Raw genomic sequence first — 19,696 nt, 5'->3', positions numbered from 1 at the left:
GCGTGCCTGGTCCACGAGGGTCCCGTCATCCTTTCGGTAGACGACCACACCGTCCGGCGGGCGTGCGCACCAGGCCATGACCAGGGTCAGCCTGCCGTCGGCGTTGACCGTGACGCCGGTCAGGCCGCCGAAGCTCGGAGTGGTCGGGAACGGAAGGCAGCCGGTCGCGGCGGTGAGTGCGAGCAGGGCGAGAGCACGCCGCCCGATCGTGGTTCTGGAGGCCGACGGCATCAGGGCGTCTCCTCTGGCTGGGGGTCTGCGGGATGAGACCCGCCTGACGCGGGAGAGGTTCGGCGTTCCGAGATCTCGATGCGATCGCGATCGAACCGGCGCGGGCCGGAGCGGCTTCGGTCAGAGGTGCCAGGTGACGGGGGTGGTGGGCTGGTAGCGGCAGGTGGCGCCGGTGGAGATGGTGGCGCGGAGGTGGGTGGCGAGTTCGGGGTGGGTCTGGGTGAGTTTGCGGAGGGTGTCACGGATTCTGGCGGTCACCGTCTTGCGGGCCCGTTCGGCTTCGTCGCCCAGACGGCGGGAGCGGCCGCCCAGCCCGGCGGCCGTGCGGAGCTCCTCCAGCAGGGCAGCCCTTTCGCGGTCGTACTCGGCCGCCCGGTCGTCGTCGCCGCGGCCGGTGGCCCGGTCGATCTCGTCGTCGAGGACGGACAGGCGGCGGCGGTAGTCGGCCTTGGCCTCCTCGTCGAGCACGGCGTCGCCGCCCATCGCGCGGGCGGCCAGCACGACGTCGCCGCCCTCCGGGGCGAGCAGGGCCACGGCGGGGATGTCGGCGCCGGGGTGGCCGAGCAGGTGATGCAGGTCGCGCAGGCCCTTGGCGTCGGGCATGTGGGCCAGCCGCCCGGCGAACCGGAGGGCCCAGACCTCGCCGTCCTTGCGGAAGTGGCCCGTGGCCGGCTCGGGGCCCTCGTCGCGTGCGGGGGCCTGCGGGGGCGCGGGCTCGGCGGCGGCGCTCCCCTGCGGCGGGAGGGTGTCGAGGACGTGGTGCATACCGAGCTCGGCCGCCTCGCGCCGGACCTCCGCCAGCACGGGACGGGCCCCGACGGTGTCGCCGCCGGCCAGCAGGGCCTCGGCCAGGCGGGCACGGGCCAGGACCGACCACGGGCGGGCCCGCATCCGGTCGGCCGACCGGTACGCCCGCGCGAACCCCTCGGCCGCCTCCGCCCACCGCCCCTCGGCCAGGTCGAGCACGGCGATCCACAGGTCGTAGGGGCCGCTGATGTCCCAGCCGTAGTAGGACACCGCCCACCGCCCCCGGTGCGGCAGCAGCGCGGCCCGCGCCCCGGCGGCGAGCTCGCGGTCGTGGGTGGCGGCGGCCAGCTCCGCCTGGAAACGCAGCCACAGCGGCTCGGCCATGCGCCCCACCCGCGCGCCGGCCGCGTGGTGGCGCAGCGCGGTGCCGACGTCGCCGGCCTGCAGGGCGGTCAGCGCCTCCAGCAGGCCGCGGTCGGGGTGGCGGCCGGCCCTGAGCCTGCGCAGGACGTCTTCCTGCTCCTCCACCCTGCCCTGGAGCCAGCGGATCGCCCAGCGGTGGTGGTCGAGCATGACGTCGAAGTCGTGGTCCTTGCCGTCGAGGGACAGCCCCGTCATCAGCGACTCGGCCTCGGCGAAGCGGCCGGCGAGCGCGGCCACGATGCTGGCGTCGACGGACGTGGTGAGGTTGAGGTGGGCGTCGTCGGTGCTGCGGCCTTTGGCCGCGTAGTCGTGGAACCGGTCGAGGTAGCGGGGGTCGCCCTCTTCGATCATGGCCACCCAGCGCAGGGCGCCGGCGAAGTGTTCGAGCTCGCGGTCGGAGGTGCGCCGGGCGATGTCGAGCAGCTCGCCGGTCAGGGCCACCCGCTCGCCCGCCGTGCCGGGGCCCCAGATGATGTCGTGGTGGGCCCACAGGCTGAAGGCCAGGACGTCGTCGTCGCCGCCCTGGCGTGCCTGGGCGGTGAGGTGGAAGACCAGGTCGAGGGCCAGGCGGTCGTCGGGGGCCGGCTCGCCGACGAGCGCGGCGTGGGCCCGGCGCAGCCGGTCGAGGGAGTCGTCGTGGCCGTGGTGGGAGCGGAAGACCAGCGCGACGCGGGCGGTCAGCTCGGGGTCGCCGAGATCGGCGGCGACGGCGCCGGCCTCCTCGAACAGCCGGCGGCCCGCGTCGCGCTCGCCGCGGTGGTGCAGCTCGCGGCCGAGGTCGAGGCAGATCAGCACGCGCCGGCGGGGCGCGGCGGCGGCGCTCAGTTCGTGGGCGCGGCGCAGATGGCCGAGCTCCTCCTCGCCGGCGAGCCGGCTGCGGGCGGCGCGGGCGGCGGCCTGGAGCAGGTCGATCGCGCGCTCGGGGTCGACGCGGTCGCCGGCGAGGTAGGCGTGCCGGGCCAGGTCGCTCGGCAGCATGCGGCGGGCCAGGTCGGGGGCGCCGTCGAGGGCGCGCACCACGGCGGCGTGCAGGTCGCGCACGTCGGGGACGGCGTCGTAGAGGGTCTCGCGGACGAGGTCGTGGGCGAAGGCGAACCGGCCGCCACCCTTGGTCACCACCAGCCTGGCGATCACGGCGGTGTCGAGGAGACGGTCGACGTGCGCGACGGGGGCGGCCACGGTGGCGGCCAGCACCTGGCGGTGGAACTCGCGCCCGAGCACGGCGGCGGCGGGCAGCAGCTCCGACACCGGACGCGGCAGCAGGGACAGCCGGCGCAGCAGCGCGTCGCGGACGCCGGGCGCCACGGCCGTGGCCGAGCCGCCGCTGCGCCACAAACGGGCCGTCTGCTCGACGAAGAACGGGTTTCCGCCCGTGCGCACGTGGACCTCGGCCACCAGGTCGGCGGGCGGGTCGAGCCCGGCGGTGCGGGCCATGAGGGCGCCCACCCCGGCCTGGTCGAGGCCGGTGAGCGTGATGGTGGTGGCCTTGGCGACGAGCGGCGACAGCAGGTCGCGCAGCGGGTGGTCGACCGGCTCGACCTCGGCGTCGCGGTAGGTGCCGACGAGGAGCAGGCGTTCGAACCAGGTCTGGCGGGCCGCGAACTCAAGGAGCCGCAGCGAGGCCGGGTCGGCCGCGTGGAGGTCGTCGATGACGATCACGAGCGGGTGGTGCTGCGAGAGCGACACCAGGGCGGTGGTGACCGCGTCGTAGATCTGAAACGCCGAGGCGGGGTCGGTGTCGGCGGCGGTGACCTCCAGGTGTGGCTGGGCGAGCGCCGCCGCCTCGCCGAGCAGGGCGGCCAGGCTGCCGCCGGCCGCCTGCTCGGCCTCGGCCCACTCGTGGGGGGCGGCCGAGCGGCGCAGGGCGCGGATGACCTGGACCCAGGGCCAGTAGCCGGGGGCGCTGCCGGAATCCCAGCAGGCGCCGCCGACCACGAGCGCGCCCCTGCGCCTGGCCTCGGCGGCGGCGCTGGTGACGAGCGTGGTCTTGCCGATGCCGGCCTCGCCGGTGACCAGGACCAGGCCGCCGTGGCTGTCGACCACCCGCGCGACCTCGGCGCGCAGCAGCGCGGCGGGGTGGTCCCTGCCGATCAGCTCGTGTGGCCTGGCTTCGGTTGGCATGACACCCGCACGTTATCCGCCGCCGCCGACAAAATCCGCGTGCGCGCCGCTACCAGGCGACCTCCAGCTCGGTCAGGCCGTAGACGACGTTGAAGGAGCGGAACTCCGGCGTGGACTCGGTCGGGCGCAGGCCGGGGAAACGCTCGAAGAGCGCGGGGAAGGCGATCTTCATCTCCATGCGGGCGAGCGGCGCGCCCAGGCAGTGGTGGACGCCGTGGCCGAAGGCGACGTGGCCGGGGGCGCCGCGGGTGATGTCGAGGGTGTCGGGGTCGGCGATGAAGCCGGGGTCGCGGTTGGCGGCGGGCAGCGAGCACAGGATCATCTCGCCCGCGCCGATGGTCCGCCCGGCCAGCTCGACCTCCCTGGACGTGATCTTGATCGTCCCGGAGTGGACGATGCTGAGCCAGCGCAGCAGCTCCTCGACCGTCGCGTCGATGCGCTCGGGCTCCTTGCGCAGGAGTTCGAGCTGCCCGGGGTTGCGCAGCAGGGCGAGCGTGCCGAGCGAGAGCATGTTGGAGGTGGTCTCGTGCCCGGCGAGCAGCAGCAGGTTGCCGATGCCGACGAGCTCGCTGGTGGTCAGGTCGTCGCCGTGCTCGCGGATGAGCATGCCGAGCAGGTCCTCGCCCGGGTCGGTGCGCATGCGGGTGACCAGTTCGCGCATGTACGCCCGCGACTCGAAGCTGGCCGCCACCCGTTCCTCGACCGGCAGCGACAGGTCCAGCATGCGGCCGGACCGCCGCTGGAAGTCGGCGCGGTCCTCGTACGGCACGCCCAGCAGCTCGCAGATCACCAGCGACGGGATCGGCAGCGCGAACGACGACACCAGGTCGGCCGGGGAGCCCGCGGCCTCCATGGCGTCGAGGTGCTCGTGCACGATGTCCCTGATGCGGGGCTCCAGCCGCTTCATCCGGCGGATCGTGAACTCGGGCGTCAGCATCCGGCGCAGCCGGGTGTGCTCGGGCGGGTCCTGGCCCAGCAGGTTGCCCGCGCGCAGCTCGGCGAGCTGTTCCTCGGTCAGTTCGGGCGCTCCGGGCATGCGGGCGGAGCCCTGCCTGGCGAGCCTGAACCGGTCGGCGTCGCCCAGGACCTCGCGGACGTCGGCGTACCGGGTCACCACCCATGCCTCCAGGCCGAGGAGGGTGTCGATGCGCTTGATCCGTTCCTGGTCGCGCACCTCGCCCAGCTCGGGGGCCGGATCGAACTCCACCCGCCGCATGTGCAGCGGCACCGCCGAGGACTCAGTCATGCAACGACCGTAACAAGTCCGGCGGCCGTCCTCTAGATCGTTTCCGATCGGTGATCCGGCCAGGGTTTCGGCCCGAGCTTGACGTGGGACGCGCGGCGCTTGGAGTATGCCGATGATCACCATGACGAATGGGAGCAAAGCGTGCGCCAGACCGACATACCGGTACTGATCGCCGGAGGCGGGCCCGTCGGGCTGGCGACGGCCGTGGAGCTGGCCCATCACGGCGTGCGCAGCATGGTCGTCGAGCCGCGCGAGAGCGTGTCGTGGCTGCGTCCGCGCGCCAAGACCACGTCGGCCCGGTCGATGGAGCTGCTGCGCAGGTGGGGGCTGGCCGAGACGGTGCGCGCCCGCGCGCCGCTCGCGGTCTCCTGGTCGGACGAGGCGGTCTTCACGACCGGCCTGCTCGGCCGCGAGATCACCAGGATCGGCGGCTGCTTCGGCCTCGACCTGACCGGCTCCGACCTGGCCGCCGAGCCGGGCCAGCAGGTGCCGCAGCCGATCGTCGAGGAGGTGCTGCGCGAGGCCGCCGGTGACGCGCTGCTCACCGGCTGGCGGGTGACCGGCCTGCGCGAGGACGCCGACGGCGTCACCGCCGACCTGGCCGCCGCGGGGGGCGAAACCCGCCAGGTGCGCGCCGCGTACGTCGTCGGCTGCGACGGCGCCCGCAGCGTGACGCGCCCGGCCATCGGCGCCCGCTACGAGGGCCGCCAGGACGCCAGGCCCAACTTCAACGTCGTCTTCCGCGCGCCCGGCCTGGCCGAACGGGTGCCCCACGGCCCCGCCGTGCACTACTGGGTGCTGAACCCGGCCCAGCCCGGCATGCTCGGCCGGCTCGACCTGGAGGACCTGTGGTGGTGCATCGCCCAGGGTGTCCCGGCGGAGGGGACCGACCCGGTGCGCCTGGTCCGCAACCTGGTCGGGGCCGACGTCGAGGTCGAGATCCTGGCCACCGACCCGTGGACCGCGCGCATGCTGCTGGCCGACCGGTACGCCGGCGAGCGGGTGTTCCTGGCGGGCGACGCCGCGCACCAGAACCCGCCCTACGGCGGCCACGGCTTCAACACCGGCCTCGGGGACGCGGTCAACCTCGGCTGGAAGCTGGCCGCCGTACTGAACGGATGGGCTCCCACGACCCTGCTGAACAGCTACGAGGCCGAACGGCGGCCGGTCGCGGCGGCCACGATCGAGGCCGCCGCCGCCAACATGGCCACGCTCGCGCCCGAACTGGCCGATCCCGCGCTGATGGGTTCGGACGCCGACTTCGAGCGGGTGCGCCCGGCCGTCGCGGAGGCGGTGCGGCGGACCAAGGACAGCGAGTTCCACAGCCTGGACCTGGTGCTGGGGTACACGTACGCGGGGTCGCCGGTGGTGGCCGGCGGGTGCGGCGAGCGGCTGCCGCACCGGTGGCTCGCTCCGGGCGAGTCGCTCTACGACCGGCTCGGGCCCGGGTTCAGCCTGGTGGGCGACCTGTCGTCGCCGGAGGCCAAGGTGCTGGTGGAGCGGGCGGCCGAGCTGGGCGTGCCGCTGCGGGAGGTGGACCTGCCGGACGCGGCCGGCACGCCGGCCCTGGTCCGCCCCGACCAGCACGTGGCCTGGCGCCCGACGCCGGGCCAGGACGCGGCCCACGCGCTCGACCTGGCGATCGGGCGCTCCGCCTGATCCGCCCCCTGGACCTGGCGATCGGGCGGCCTGCCTGATCGCCCCCCGGGCCCCGCGATCGGGCGGCGCGCCTGATCGCCTCCGGGCCCGGGGATCGGGCGCCCGGTTCGAGCCGGTCTAGGGTGGGTGCATGCGCGTAGTGGTGATCGGGGCGAGTGGGCACATCGGCACCTATCTGGTCCCGCGCCTGGTGGACGCGGGCCACGACGTGGTCGCGGTGAGCCGGGGCAAGCGGGAGCCGTACACGCCGCACGGCGCGTGGCAGCGGGTCGCCACCGTGGTCGCCGACCGGGAGGCCGAGGAGGCCGCGGGCACGTTCGGGCGGCGGATCGCCGAGCTGGAGGCCGACGTGGTCATCGACCTCATCTGCTTCACCGAGGCGAGCGCCCGCCATCTGGCCGGGGCGCTGGCCGGCCGGGTCCGGCAGTTCCTGCACTGCGGCACGATCTGGGTGCACGGCCCGAGCACCCGCGTCCCGACGACAGAAGACCGCCCGAAACGCCCCATCGGCGAGTACGGCCGGCAGAAGGCCGCGATCGAGGCGTACCTGCTCGACCTGGCCGCGCGGGAGGGGTTCCCGGCCACGATCGTCCATCCCGGGCACATCACCGGCCCGGGCTGGATCCCGGTCAACCCGGCCGGCAACCTCGACCCGGCCGTGTTCCAGGCCCTCGCCGACGGCGAGGAGGTGCGGCTGCCCAACCTGGGCATGGAGACCGTGCAGCACGTCCACGCCGACGACGTCGCCCGGCTGTTCGTGGACGCCATGAACAACCCGGCCGCCGCCAGGGGCGAGAGCTTCCACTCGGTGGCCGTGACCGCGCTGACGCTGCGCGGCTACGCCGAGGCGGTGGCGGGCTGGTCCGGCCGGGAGGCGCGGCTGTCGTACCTGCCGTGGGAGCAGTGGCGGGAGACCGTGCCGGAGCTCCACGCCCGCGTCACCCACGACCACATCGCGCACAGCCCCCACTGCAGCATGGAGAAGGCCGGACGGCTGCTCGGCCACCGCCCCCGGCACACCTCGCTGGAGGCGGTCGCGGAGGCGGTCGACTGGCTGGTCCGGGCGGGCACCCTGACCCGCTGACCCCCACCTGACCAGCGAGCGCACCAGGGCCACGCACTAGAGTCACCCGCCATGACACCTTGGGAGATGGCCGCGGTCTTCGCGGCGGGCGTCGGAGCGGGAGGCATCAACGCCGTCGTCGGTTCCGGGTCGCTGATCACGTTCCCGACGCTGCTGGCCGTCGGCCTGCCGCCGGTCACCGCCAACGTCTCGAACAACATCGGCCTGGTGCCCGGCGGGGTGACCGGCGTCCTCGGCTACCGCGCCGAGCTCAAGGGTCAGCGCGGCCGCCTGCTCCGGCTGGCCTCGGCCTCCGCGCTGGGCTCGCTGATCGGCGGGCTGCTGCTGCTCAACCTGCCGGAGCGCACGTTCACGGCGGTCGTGACGGTGCTGATCGGGTTGTCGTGCGTGCTGGTCCTGGCCCAGCCCAGGATCAGCCGGCTGCTGGCCAGCCGTCCGCGGCAGGCGCACGGCGGACCCTGGTTGTGGCTGGGCGTGCTGGCCGCCGGGGCGTACGGCGGCTACTTCGGGGCGGCGCAGGGCGTGCTGCTCATCGGGCTGCTCGGCATCTTCCTCGACGAGGAGCTGCAGCGCGTCAACGCCGCCAAGAACGTGTTGTCGCTCGTGGTCAACGCCACGGCCGCCGTCCTTTACACGCTGGTGGCCGACGTCGACTGGTGGGCCGTGCTGCTGGTGGCGCTGGGCTCGACGGTCGGCGGGTTCCTGGGGGCGCGGGTGGGACGCAGGCTGCCCGCGCCGGTGTTGCGCGGTGCGGTCGTCTGCATCGGGGTGGTGGCGATCGTCAAGCTGCTGACCGCTTAGGCGGTCACCGGCTCGTCCCAGTCGAGGTGGTGGCGCTGCTCGGGGCCGAGGGCGCGTTCGGGGGCGAGGAACGTCCGGGTGGCCAGCGGCATCATCAGCCGCATCATCGTGACGGCGAAGGGCCCGAGGGTCTTGCTGCTGTTCGTCCGGGAGGCGCGGGCGGCGACCCGCTCGACGCGGTCGCGGCGCAGCCGTACGTAGGCCTCGAACGCGGCGGGCACGGCGGGCAGGTCGCGCAGGCAGCGGGCGAGCTGGACGGCGCTCTCGGCGGCCAGCGACGCCCCCTGCCCCGAGCTGGGCGAGGGCGCGTGCACCGAGTCGCCCACCAGCACCATCCTGCCGCGGTGCCAGTGCGGGACGCTCGGCATGATCTCCACCGTGCCGAGCGCCACCAGGTTCTCGGGGGACGTGTGCCGCACCAGCTCCTGCCCCGGCTCCTCACCCGCGAAGAGCTCGCCCAGGCGGCGCAGCCACTCCCCGGCCGGCACCCGGCGCGCCTGCGCGGACGTCGTCGGCTCGGCGTGCGGCACGTTGCAGAACCAGGCCGTGCGCCCGTCGGGCTGCACCCAGTAGCCGAGGAACGCCCGCCGCCCGAACACGAAGCAGGACGCCTGCTCCCCGGCCGGCACGGCGACGTCGGCCAGGCCGCCGAAGTTCAGCAGGGGCACGTGGCGCGGCCCCGGGGCGGCCGGGTCGATCAGGGACCGGACCACGGAACGGATGCCGTCGGCCCCGACCAGGATGTCGGCGCTCGCGCTGCCGCCGTCGGCGAAGCGCGCGGTGACGCCGCCGGGGTGCTCCTCGACGCCGACCAGGCGCCGGCCGTACTCCGTGCGGATGCCGGCGGCCAGGGCCCGGTCGCGGACCGCGCCGTAGAGCTGCGAGCGCCACATCGCCTGGCTGGGCGGCAGGTCGGGCAGGCCGGCCAGCTCGCCCATGCGCCTGCCCGCGCCGTCGCGGACGACCGTGTGCGCCACCGGCTGGCCGACCGCCCGGACGGCCTCCTCCGCGCCGACGGCCCGCAGCGCCGCGAGCCCGTTCGGGGCGATCGTGAGCGTGCCGCCGACGCCCTCCGCTCCCCGGTCGTACGCCTCGTACAGCGTCGCCTCGATCCCCGCGCGGCGCAGCGCCATCGCGGTGACGGGGCCGGCGATGCCCCCGCCGATCACCAATGCCGTGCTCACTGCTGTCATTGCCGACTCCCGAACATCTCGTGCCAGGTCCTGGCGTAGTCAGGTGCGCTGAGGGACTCGACGAGGCGGGCGACGAAGGCCAGCTCGGCGTCGAGCACCGCGAGGCGGTAGTCGTCCTCCACGAGGAACACCCAGGCCACGCCACCCGCACGGGCGGCGTCGGCGGTCCGGGCGAGCTCGGCCCGCTGGGCGGTCATCGCCGCCGCGCGCCGCTCCAGCAGCCCGACGGCCTCGGCCGGGTCGAGCACGCTGATCAGCGACAACGCGACGCCGAAGTGCGGATAGTCCTCCTGCGGCGTCGAGACCAGCTCGCGCAGCCAGTCGTAGAGCTCCGCGCGGCCCTCGCCGGTGAGCTCGTAGAGCGTGCGCTCGGGCCGCTCGGTGTCGCGGACGGTCTCCCGCTCGACGATGAATCCCGCCTTGGCGAGCTGCTTGACGACCATGTAGAGCGAGCCGCGGTTGTACTTGAAGCTCTTGTCCTTGTCGGTCTCCTGCAGACGGCGGCCCAGCTCGTACGGGTGCATGGGCTCGACCAGCAGGAACGCCAGCACCGCCAGCGCGAGCGGGTTGGCCACCTTGCGGCGCTTCTCCATCTGAGTCCCCTTAGTTGATATCAACTATCCATCGTCGGCTAGTTGATGTCAACTATAGAGGAGTCAGCCCGCCATCCCCACGAGGAACGCCGCCGGGACCAGCGCGAGCGTGAGCACGAGCGCCCACCAGCGGGGCGCGGGGCCCGTCCGGAGCAGCGCGACGCCCATGGGCGCCAGCGCGACGACGAGCCCGGCCAGCGCGGCCAGCGCGATCGGGTCACTGCTGCCCTTGAGCACGCCGAGCGGCAGCCCGGCCGCCAGCGCCAGCGCGACGCACCTGGCCACGCCGGCCGGCCCGGCCCCGAGGGCCCCGGCACGGAAGGCGCCCACGGCCAGCACGACCCAGCCGCCCATGATGCAGACGTTGACCGCCTTGAACACGTGGAAGGCCCCGTACGTGCCGGCGACGACCCGCTCGGCCGCCTCCGGGCCGAGCGCGTCCACCAGGTGGAACGCCAGATGGCTCACCCCGGCGTGGAACACCCTGCCGAACAGCCCCAGCACCGCCAGCGTCACCCCCCACCTGGCCAGAGCCGGATGGGTGGCGGCGATCGCCCGGCCGAGCGCGGTCACCGCCGGCCACAGCAGCACGGCGCCCGCGGCGTACAGGCTGTAGGACAGGGCCATGCGGCCCGGGTCGGCGGCGTAGGCGGCGAGCTGGCCGGGGAAGAAGTCGTCGGCGCCGAGGCGGACGAGGACTCCGGCCAGCAGCAGCCCCGGTCCGAGCACCAGCCCGGCGCCCTCCACCCAGCGCCCGGGGATCGTCATGCGCGTGATCGTCATGCCCGCCATTCAAGTGACGGACGCGTCCGGGCACATTGGCGCGGCCGCGAGGACCCGCACTCCACCTGGCACTACCACGACATGAAAGTTTCAGGCGTTCCCGCAGTTCAGAGGGGTTGACAGGCGTTCTCGCATTGACGTGCCCGAACGCGGCGGCCGAGCATGACGCCGCGTTCCCCCTCGCGGAAAGGGCACCCCATGCAGACCTCGAAGGCGGCACTGACCGCCCTGGCCACGGTGGTGGCCGGAGCGGCTGTCGCCGTCGCGCTGACCACCACCCCGGCGGGCGCGGCGACCGGCACAGGGACCGGCTACCTGCACACCAGCGGCAACAAGATCCTCGACAGCACCGGGGCGACCGTCCGGCTGACCGGGATCAACTGGTTCGGCATGGAGACCGACAACAAGACCTTCCACGGTCTGTGGTCGAGCAACCCCTGGAAGAGCCAGATCGACAAGATGGCCTCGCTGGGCTACAACACGCTGCGGGTGCCGTACTCCAACGACGCGCTCAAGCCGGGGGCCACCGCCACCGGGATCAACGACTACGTCAACCCCGACCTGGTCGGCCTGTCCCCCATGCAGATCCTCGACAAGGTCGTGGACTACGCGGGCGTCAAGGGCATGCGGATCATCCTCGACCGCCACCGCCCGACCGCGGCCGGCCAGTCCCCGCTCTGGTACGTCAGCGCCACCCCCGAGAGCACCTGGATCAACGACTGGAAGACCCTGGCCCAGCACTACGCGAACAACCCCACGGTCATCGGCGCCGACCTGCACAACGAGCCGCACGCCGAGGGCACGAACCCGAACGCGACCGGCACCTGCTGGGGCTGCGGCGACCAGGCCCGCGACTGGCGCCTGGCGGCCGAACGGGCGGGCAACGCCGTCCTGGGCGTGAACCCCGACTGGCTGATCTTCGTCGAGGGCGTGAGCTGCCCGAGCGGCGGCCTGTCGAACGTCTGGGACAACGATCCCGGCAACGACGAGGACTGCGGCTGGTGGGGCGGCAACCTGTCGAAGGCCGGCCAGTACCCGGTACGGCTCAACGTCGCGAACCGCCTGGTCTACTCACCGCACGAGTACGCCACCTCGGTCTACCACCAGACCTGGTTCGACGCCCCCGACTACCCCGCCAACATGCCCGCCATCTGGGACAAGTACTGGGGCTACCTGTGGAAGCAGAACATCGCGCCGATCATGATGGGCGAGTTCGGCACCACGCTGACCTCGAACGTCGACAAGGTCTGGCTCCAGGAGCTCATGAAGTACACCGGCACCGGGGTGAACGGCATGTCGTTCACGTACTGGTCGTGGAACCCGAACTCGGGCGACACCGGCGGCATCGCCAATGACGACTGGACCACGATCAACCAGGCCAAGCAGGACATCCTGCAGCCGTACCTGATCCCGCCGGCCGGGGGCGGGGGCAACCCCACGACGTCGCCGACGGCGAACCCGCCGGGGCAGTGCACGGTCGGCTACAAGCAGACCAACGCCTGGCAGGGCGGCTTCCAGGGCGAGGTGACGGTGAAGAACACCGGGACGTCCCCGATCAACGCCTGGACCGCGACCTGGACGCTGCCCTCGGGCGTCACCCTGAACAACGCCTGGAACGCGGTGGTGACGGTCTCGGGCACCACGTGGACCGCCAAGGGGCCCGACTGGGCGCGGAACCTGGCGCCGGGGGCGTCGGTGGCGATCGGCTTCACCGCCAACGGCACGGCCGCCACCCCGGCGAACACGACCTGCTCCTGACCCCGGCCCCTGACCCCCGCCGCCCGCCCGCGTTCCCCCATCGGAGCGCGGGCGGTCAGCTGAACGGGCGGGACATCTCGTCGAGCATCTCGGCCATGACCTCCCGCAGCGAGCGCGACTGACGCTCCTCGACCCACAGATGCGACCCGAGCCGCAACGCCGTGAGGAACCCGGCCGCCATCACCTGCGGACGCACCGGGCTCTCCCGCTCGGAGATCGCCTGAGCCAGGTCGCGCTCCAGCGCCGCGTGGTTGGCGAGCTGCCGGGCCAGCAGCGACGGGTGCCGCTTGGCCAGGCGGGCGCGCACGGCCCACTCCCGCGCCGGCTCGCCCACCTCCTCGAACACGTCGTCGATCGCCCCGCAGAGCGCCTGCCAGGCGGTCCGGCCGGCCGGCTGGGCGCCCACCTTCTCGACCAGGTCGCGGATGCGCTGCTCCTCGCCGTAGAGGACGGCGTCCTCCTTGCCGGCGAAGTAGTTGGAGAACGTGCGGCGCGAGATGTTCGCGGCGTCGGCGATGGTCTCGACCGTGACGGCGTCGAGGCCGTGCTCCCCGACCAGCCGCATGGCCGCCTCGTGCACGGCCTGCCGCGTCTCGGCCTTCTTGCGTTCGCGCAGCCCGCCGGTGCTGTCCATGATGCGCCAAGCCTACCGTCCGGGAATATATGCTCAGCGGGCAAACTTTCCCATTGGGCATTGTTTTAACGTAGGAGGAGGCCGCGCATGAGCGCACCGACCGTCCCGGCCGCGCCGCCGGGTCAGATGAGCCATCGGCAGATCATGGAGGCCCTGAGCGGGCTGCTGCTCGTCCTGTTCGTGGCGATGATCAGCGGCACGATCGTGTCGGTCGCGCTGCCGCAGATCATCGGCGCGCTGAACGGCACGCAGTCGCAGTACACCTGGGTGATCACCGCCTCGTTGCTGGCGTCCACGGCCTCCACCCCGATCTGGGGCAAGCTGGCCGACCTGTTCAGCAAGAAGCTGCTGTTGCAGATCTCTATCGTGATCTTCATGGTCAGCTCGGTGGCCTGCGGCTTCGCCCAGGACACCGCCCAGCTCATCGCCTTCCGCGCCCTCCAGGGCCTCGGCATGGGCGCGCTGCAGGTCCTGGTCCAGGTGATCATCGCGGCGATGATCAGCCCCAAGGACCGGGGCAAGTACAACGGCTACCTCGGCGGCGTCATGGCCGTCGCGACCGTGGCCGGGCCGCTGCTCGGCGGCCTGATCGCGGACACCTCCTGGCTCGGCTGGCGCTGGTGCTTCTTCGTGGCGGCGCCGTTCACCGTGGTCGCCTTCTTCCTGCTGCAGAAGACCCTGCGGGTGACCCACGTGCGCCGCGAGGGCGTCAAGGTCGACTACGTCGGCGCCACGCTGATCGCGGTCGGCGTGAGCGTGCTGCTCATCTGGGTGACCTTCGTCGGCAACTCCTTCGACTGGCTGTCCTGGCAGACCGCCGCGATGGTGCTCGGCGGCGTCGCCGTCCTGGCGGTCGCGACCTGGGTGGAGACCGTGGTCAAGGAGCCGGTCGTGCCGCTGCACGTCATCCGCCGCCGTACCCCGGCGCTGGCCATCCTGGCGAGCCTCGCGGTGGGCATGGCGATGTTCGGCGGCTCGGTCTTCCTCGGCCAGTACTTCCAGATCGGCCGCGGCTACAGCCCGACCGAGGCGGGGCTGCTGACGATCCCGATGATGCTCGGCGTGCTGCTGTCCTCGGCGATCTCCGGGCGCATGGTGTCGAGGAGCGGGAACGTCAAGCCGTACATCGTGACCGGGGCGGTCGTGCTGACCGTCGGGTTCCTGGTGCTGTCCACGATGGACCACCAGACCTCGCTCGTGCTCATCGCCGGCGCGATGGTGCTGGTCGGCGCGGGCGTCGGCATGTCGATGCAGAACCTCGTCCTCGCGATCCAGAACACCGTGCCGCTGCGCGAGCTGGGCGCGGCCAGCGGGGCCGTGACGTTCTTCCGCTCGCTGGGCGGCACGGTGGGCGTGTCGGTGCTCGGCGCGGTGCTGGCCAACCAGGTCGCGACCGGCATCGCCGAAGGGCTGGCCAAGGTGGGCATCGACCCGGCCAAGGCGGCCGCGGGCGGCAAGAGCACGCTCAACATCGCGGCGCTGCCGGAGCCGTTCAAGGGCATCGTCCGGGCCGCGTACGGCGACGCCACCGGGCACATCTTCCTGATCTCGGCGGGCATCGCCGTGATCGGCGTGATCGCCACCCTGTTCCTCAAGCCGGCCAAGCTCCGCGACAGCGTGGACCTGGCCGAACCCGCCCCGGCGGGCGACGGCAGGACCCCCGTCGCCTCCTGAGGCGCCACCCGCGCGGGACGGGGCGGCCGAGGGCGCCGGGATCACCGGCGCCACCAAGGGCACGGCATTTGACCGGAAAACAGAGGGTTGACCCGCGCTGACCTGTGATGGATAACAGTATTCCGACAGGGGGAGTAAACCTGCACTGTTACGGAGACCCCGATGACAAGCCTGGCTTCTCCTGGGTTGATCGGGCGTGACGCCCAGTTACGCTCACTCGTCGACGCCATCACCGGCCCTCCGGCCGTCATCCTCGTGCAGGGCGAGGCGGGCATCGGGAAGACCCGGCTGGTCAGGGCCGCGCTCGACCTGTTGCCCGACGGCGAACGCACCGTCCTGATCGGCCATTGCCACCAGATCCGCGAGCCGTTCCCGTACGGCCCGGTGTTCGACGCGCTGCGGCACGTCGGGTGCGCGCTGCCGGAGACGGGCACGCTCAACCCGGTCACCGGCGCCCTGCGCGGCTACCTGCCGGAGCTGGCCGGGCACCTGCCACCGGTGCCGTCGCCGCCCCCGCTGGACGACCCGCGCGCCGAGCGCCACCGCCTGTTCCGCGCGGTGCACGCGCTGCTGGCCGCCGCGGCCCCGGCGGTGCTGGTGATCGAGGACCTGCACTGGGCCGACGACGGCACCCGTGACCTGCTGCGCTTCCTCACCGACCAGCCGCCGGCGGGGCTCGCGCTGGTGGTGACGTTCCGCCGGGAGGGGCTGCCGGTGCCGGGGCTGCCGTTCGGGCGGGCGTACCGGCGTCCGCCGGGGGTGCGCAGCGAGGTGATCTCGCTGACGCCGCTCGACGTCGAGGGGGTGCGCCGCCTGACCGGGGCGCTGCTCGGCCGTTCCACGCTGACCTCCGACTTCGTCACGAAACTGCGCGACCGCACGGCGGGGGTGCCGTTCGTGATCGAGGAGGTGGTGCGCTCGTTGCTCGACGACGAGGGCCAGTTACTCGGCGGCGAGGAGGAGCCGGAGGTCCTGGAGCGCATGGCGGTGCCGCTGCTGCTGCGCGAGGCGATGACCGAGCAGCTCACCGGGCTCTCACCGGCCGCGCTGCACGCCGTGCACGCCGCCGCCGTGCTCGGGCTGCCCGCCGACGAGCAGCTCATCGCCGCCGTCTCCGGCCATCCCCTCGGCGACGGGCTCAGCCAGGCGCTCAAGGCCGGCGTGCTGCTCGAACAGCACGACGGCCAGTACGGCTTCCGCCACGCCCTCGCCCAGCAGGCCGTCTACGACGCGATCCCCGGCCCCGACCGGCGGCTCACCCATCAGCGGGCGGTGACCGCGCTGTCCGCCCTCGAACCGCCGCCGCTCGTCCAGCTCGCCTACCACGCCAGGCGCGCGGGCGACTTCGAGTCCTGGCAGCGGCACGGCCCCGCGGCGGCCGACCACGCCGCCGCCATCGGCGACATCCCGCTCGCCGTCGAGGTGCTGGCCGGCATGCTGGCCGACCCGAAACTGCCGCACGACGCGCGCGGCCCGCTCGCGCTGCGGCTCAGCCGGGTGGCCGCGATCGGGCTGTCCTACCGGCGGGTGGTGCGCTCGCTGCGCCACCTGCTGGCCGAGGACTTCCTGTCCCGGCACGTACGCGGCGAGGCCCGGCTCAACCTGGGCGTGCTGCTGTCCAATCAGGCGGGCGTGGTCGCCGCCGGCCGTCAGGAGATCCTGCTCGCCCTGCCCGACCTGCACGACCGGCCGAGCCTGGCCGCGCGCGGGCTGGCGCTGCTGGCGATGCCCGCCTGGGGCGACGAGCCGCTGGCCGTCCACGAGGAGTGGATGAACCGGGCGGAGAAGCTGCTGGCCACGGTCGAGGACCAGGATCCGGAGCTGACCGCCGCCGTGCACGCCAACAAGATCAGTCTGGCCATGATGCTGGGCTCGCCGGACGCCTTCGACCTGGCCGCGGCCCTGCCCGCGAACGACCCGTCGGCGGCGGTGCGCAGGCAGGTGGCGCGCGGCTACGCCAACCTGTTCGACTCGGCCATCGCGCTCGGCCACTACGCGGCGGCCGAGCGCTTCGCCGACCAGAGCAGGCGCATCGCCGAGGAGACGGGCGCGCAGTACCCGGTGTTCCTGGTGGAGATGTCCTCGATCCGGCTCGCCCTGCTCACCGGCCGCTGGGAGGGCCTGCGGGAGCGGGCCGTCGCGGCGGTCGAGATGACGGCCGAGGCGCCGCTGCTGGCCGTGGACGCCCGGCTCGCGCTGGGCATGCTGGCCCTGGCCAGGGGCGAGTGGGAGGAGGCCGCCGAACACCTGGTGGCGGCGGGGGTCAACGACGTGGAGTCGGGGTTCCTGCCGGTCGCCGCCGTGGCCTCGGGCGGCCTGATCGAGCTGCACCTGACCCGCGACTGCCCGCACGAGGCGCTGGCCGAGGCCGAGCGGGCGGTGGCCAGGCTGCGACGCAAGGGCATGTGGGTGTGGGGCGACCAGCTCGTGCCCCCGGCCGTGACGGCGCTGCTGAGAGCCGGACGGGCGGAGCAGGCCGAGGACCTGGTGGCCGAGTTCGCGGCGGGCATCGAGGGCCGCGACGCGCCCTCCGCGCACGCCGGCCTCGACGCGGCGGCCGGCGCGCTGGCCCTGGACCGGGGCGCGTACGAGGAGGCGGCCAGGTGCTTCGCCAGGGCGCGGGCCGCGTACGAGGCGATGCCGAGGCCCTACACCGTGGCCAGGACGGCCGAGTCCGAGGCGGCGGCCCGGCTGGCGACAGGCGACCGGGCACGGGCCGCCGACCTGATCGCGGACGCCTGCGAGCGGTACGCCGGCCTGGGCGCGACCCACGACGCCGCCCGCTGCCGCCACCTGCTGCGCGAGATCGGGCCGGGCAGCGCGCCGCGCCGGGGCAGGAAGGGCCGCAGCGGGGTGTTGTCGCCGCGGGAGGCCGAGGTGGCCAGGCTGGTCGCGCTGGGCCGGACGAACAGGGAGATCGCCGAGGTGCTGTTCCTGTCCCGGCGGACGGTGGACACGCACGTCGCGCGGGTGCTGCAGAAGCTCGGCGTGCGCACCCGCAACGACGTGAAGGAGCCCCGGCCGGATGACCGGCCGGGGCTCCTCAACCCTGATTCCGACGGTTAGACCGTGATGCTCCAGGAGTCCAGGAAGCCGGTGTCACCGGCGTAGACGTCCTCGATGTCGAGCGTCCAGGTGCCGGCGGCCTGCTGGCTGACCGGGATCGAGAAGGTCCTGGTGCCGTACTGCGTGCAGGTGGTGCCGCCGTAGGCGTCGACCACGTACCAGGTGCCGCTCGGGCCGCGGAGCCAGATGTCGAGGTCCTCGGCGCAGGTGTGGCTGATCGTGATGGACACCTTGACCGGGGAGGCCGCGGTGCCCGTCGCGGTGGACGTGATCGAGCTCTGGGTGTTGGAGTAGTCCCTGATCTGGTAGTCGGTGTCGTTGGTGAACGTCCGGCCACCCGAGGTGCCCTGGACGGTCAGCGCGTACGACGTGGTGTGCGTCGCCGTCTCGCCGGTGCCGGTCACGGTGATCGTGTAGCTGCCCGCCGGGGTGGTGGGCGAGGTCGCGATCGACAGGCTGGACGAGCCGCCCGACGTGATGCTGGCCGGGTTGAACGAGGCCGTGGCGCCGGTCGGCAGGCCGCTCGCGGACAGGTTCACCGTCTGGGCGGTCCCGTTCGTGGTGGTCGAGCCGATCGTCGTCGTGGCGGTGGAGCCGGCCTGCACCGTGCCCGAGCCGGGGTTGGCGGAGAGCGAGAAGTCACGCGGCTGGGTGGTGCCGCCGACCGCCTGCTTCCAGATGGCGTACGCCGCGGCGTCCGCCGCCCGGTCGAGGACGGTGTCGTTGATGTTGGAGGTGGTGTCGCAGGAGGAGTGGTAGCAGGAGTCGTAGGCCCGGTTGGCCGTGCCGCCCCACTTGGTCGCCTGCGCCGACGTCTTGGTGGCGCTCGCGCCCGCCGCCACGCCCGAGCTGGCGATGCCGGCGTTGCGGAAGGAGGCGTCGTCGGACCGGTTGGCGCCCTCGGTGTTCTCCTCAGGCTGGAGGTTCAGCTTGTCGTAGAACTCCTTCAGGTAGGACGCGCCGGTGGTGGTGATGTTGTTGATGAAGTAGCCGCCGTTGGGCGAGCCGACCATGTCGTAGTTGTAGTAGACCTTGATCTTCGACCGGTCGGTCGAGCTGAGCGAGGCGACGTAGGCCTCGGAGCCGTTCAGGCCCTGCTCCTCGTCGGTCCACCAGCCGAACCGCACGTGCTTGGTCATCGTGGGGTTCTTCTGGGCCAGGGTCAGCGCGACCTCCAGGAGGGTGGCCGAGCCGGAGCCGTTGTCGTTGATGCCCGGTCCCGCGGACACGCTGTCCAGGTGGGCGCCGGACATGATGACCTGGTTGGCGTCGCCGCCGGGCCAGTCGGCGATCAGGTTGGGGCCGGCGCCGCTGGTGCAGTAGGAGACGCTGCAGGTCTGACGGGTCACGGTGTACCCGGCCGCCTGGAGCTTCTGCTCGACGTAGGAGACCGACTGCAGGTAGCCCTGGCCGGTGGACCTGCGGTTGCCGCCGTTGGCGGTGGCGATGCTCTGGAGCTGCGCCAGGTGCGTCTTGACGTTGGCGACGCTGACGTCAGGCGGGTCCTGGCCGCCGGGGCCGCCGCCGCCCACCGTCAGGGTGTACGTCGCGGTGTGCGTGGTCGAGCCGGTGCCGGTCACGGTCACCTGGTAGGTGCCCTGGGCGGTGGAGGCGCCGACCGACAGGGTCAGCGTGGAGGAGTTGCCCGAGGTCACCGAGGCCGGGTTGAAGCTGGCGGTGGTG

Annotated in this window: 13 protein-coding genes; 6 read left to right on the top strand and 7 right to left on the bottom strand. The window is 73.2% G+C overall.

Going from position 1 to position 19,696, the window contains the following annotated elements; genetic code table 11:
- Nucleotides 1-351: 351 nt before the first annotated feature.
- Together ACIBQ6_RS47860 and ACIBQ6_RS47855 are read right to left on the bottom strand one after the other, a co-directional pair.
- A complete protein-coding gene (locus tag ACIBQ6_RS47860; RefSeq protein ID WP_397219243.1) occupies nt 352-3,522 on the bottom strand; it encodes an ATP-binding protein in 3,171 nt (1,056 codons plus the stop codon).
- Nucleotides 3,523-3,571: 49 nt separating this feature from the next.
- Nucleotides 3,572-4,768, bottom strand: coding sequence for a cytochrome P450 (locus ACIBQ6_RS47855; RefSeq protein WP_358296333.1), 1,197 nt, complete (start codon nt 4,766-4,768; stop codon nt 3,572-3,574).
- Between the two features lie 141 nt (nt 4,769-4,909).
- On the opposite strand from ACIBQ6_RS47855, the gene ACIBQ6_RS47850 reads away from it, so the two are divergent.
- The 3 genes from ACIBQ6_RS47850 to ACIBQ6_RS47840 all read left to right on the top strand — a co-directional run bounded on the left by ACIBQ6_RS47850 (nt 4,910) and on the right by ACIBQ6_RS47840 (nt 8,312).
- Nucleotides 4,910-6,427 (top strand): FAD-dependent monooxygenase, encoded by a 1,518-nt coding sequence (locus ACIBQ6_RS47850; RefSeq protein ID WP_397219242.1) that lies wholly within the window; start codon nt 4,910-4,912, stop codon nt 6,425-6,427.
- A 130-nt stretch (nt 6,428-6,557) separates the two neighbouring features.
- Nucleotides 6,558-7,511: an NAD-dependent epimerase/dehydratase family protein gene (locus ACIBQ6_RS47845; protein WP_397219241.1), complete on the top strand. Its 954-nt coding sequence runs from the start codon at nt 6,558-6,560 to the stop codon at nt 7,509-7,511.
- Nucleotides 7,512-7,562: 51 nt separating this feature from the next.
- Nucleotides 7,563-8,312 carry a sulfite exporter TauE/SafE family protein gene (locus tag ACIBQ6_RS47840; protein ID WP_352360786.1) on the top strand — a complete coding sequence of 250 codons (750 nt, stop codon included), beginning with the start codon at nt 7,563-7,565 and terminating at the stop codon, nt 8,310-8,312.
- Here the strand turns inward: ACIBQ6_RS47840 and ACIBQ6_RS47835 are convergent.
- From ACIBQ6_RS47835 to ACIBQ6_RS47825, 3 genes are all read right to left on the bottom strand, one after another.
- On the bottom strand, nt 8,309-9,505 hold the full coding sequence (locus ACIBQ6_RS47835; RefSeq protein WP_358296317.1) for an FAD-dependent monooxygenase: 1,197 nt from the start codon (nt 9,503-9,505) through the stop codon (nt 8,309-8,311). The genes ACIBQ6_RS47840 and ACIBQ6_RS47835 overlap by 4 nt on opposite strands.
- A complete protein-coding gene (locus tag ACIBQ6_RS47830) occupies nt 9,502-10,098 on the bottom strand; it encodes a PadR family transcriptional regulator (RefSeq protein WP_358296314.1) in 597 nt (198 codons plus the stop codon). The genes ACIBQ6_RS47835 and ACIBQ6_RS47830 overlap by 4 nt, the downstream gene beginning before the upstream one ends.
- 63 nt (nt 10,099-10,161) lie before the next feature.
- Complete coding sequence (locus ACIBQ6_RS47825; RefSeq protein WP_397219240.1) at nt 10,162-10,881, bottom strand: hypothetical protein; 720 nt, start codon at nt 10,879-10,881, stop codon at nt 10,162-10,164.
- A gap of 198 nt (nt 10,882-11,079) precedes the next feature.
- Between ACIBQ6_RS47825 and ACIBQ6_RS47820 the strand changes: the two genes are divergently transcribed.
- Nucleotides 11,080-12,639, top strand: a complete 1,560-nt coding sequence (locus ACIBQ6_RS47820) for a cellulase family glycosylhydrolase (protein WP_397219239.1) — start codon at nt 11,080-11,082, stop codon at nt 12,637-12,639.
- Between the two features lie 55 nt (nt 12,640-12,694).
- Here ACIBQ6_RS47820 and ACIBQ6_RS47815 read toward each other — a convergent pair whose 3' ends face one another.
- On the bottom strand, nt 12,695-13,273 hold the full coding sequence (locus tag ACIBQ6_RS47815) for a TetR family transcriptional regulator (protein WP_358005084.1): 579 nt from the start codon (nt 13,271-13,273) through the stop codon (nt 12,695-12,697).
- A 144-nt stretch (nt 13,274-13,417) separates the two neighbouring features.
- Between ACIBQ6_RS47815 and ACIBQ6_RS47810 the strand changes: the two genes are divergently transcribed.
- Together ACIBQ6_RS47810 and ACIBQ6_RS47805 are read left to right on the top strand one after the other, a co-directional pair.
- Nucleotides 13,418-14,947 (top strand): MDR family MFS transporter, encoded by a 1,530-nt coding sequence (locus ACIBQ6_RS47810; protein ID WP_358296807.1) that lies wholly within the window; start codon nt 13,418-13,420, stop codon nt 14,945-14,947.
- Nucleotides 14,948-15,109: 162 nt separating this feature from the next.
- Nucleotides 15,110-18,013 carry an ATP-binding protein gene (locus tag ACIBQ6_RS47805; protein ID WP_397219238.1) on the top strand — a complete coding sequence of 968 codons (2,904 nt, stop codon included), beginning with the start codon at nt 15,110-15,112 and terminating at the stop codon, nt 18,011-18,013.
- Here ACIBQ6_RS47805 and ACIBQ6_RS47800 read toward each other — a convergent pair.
- Nucleotides 18,010-19,696: M28 family peptidase (locus ACIBQ6_RS47800; RefSeq protein ID WP_397219237.1), on the bottom strand; the 1,687-nt coding region annotated here is incomplete at its 5' end. The genes ACIBQ6_RS47805 and ACIBQ6_RS47800 overlap by 4 nt on opposite strands.

It is taken from the genome of Nonomuraea sp. NPDC049655, assembly GCF_044465465.1.
GTDB lineage: Bacteria > Actinomycetota > Actinomycetes > Streptosporangiales > Streptosporangiaceae > Nonomuraea.
This window is presented reverse-complemented; position numbering and strand designations above follow the sequence as displayed.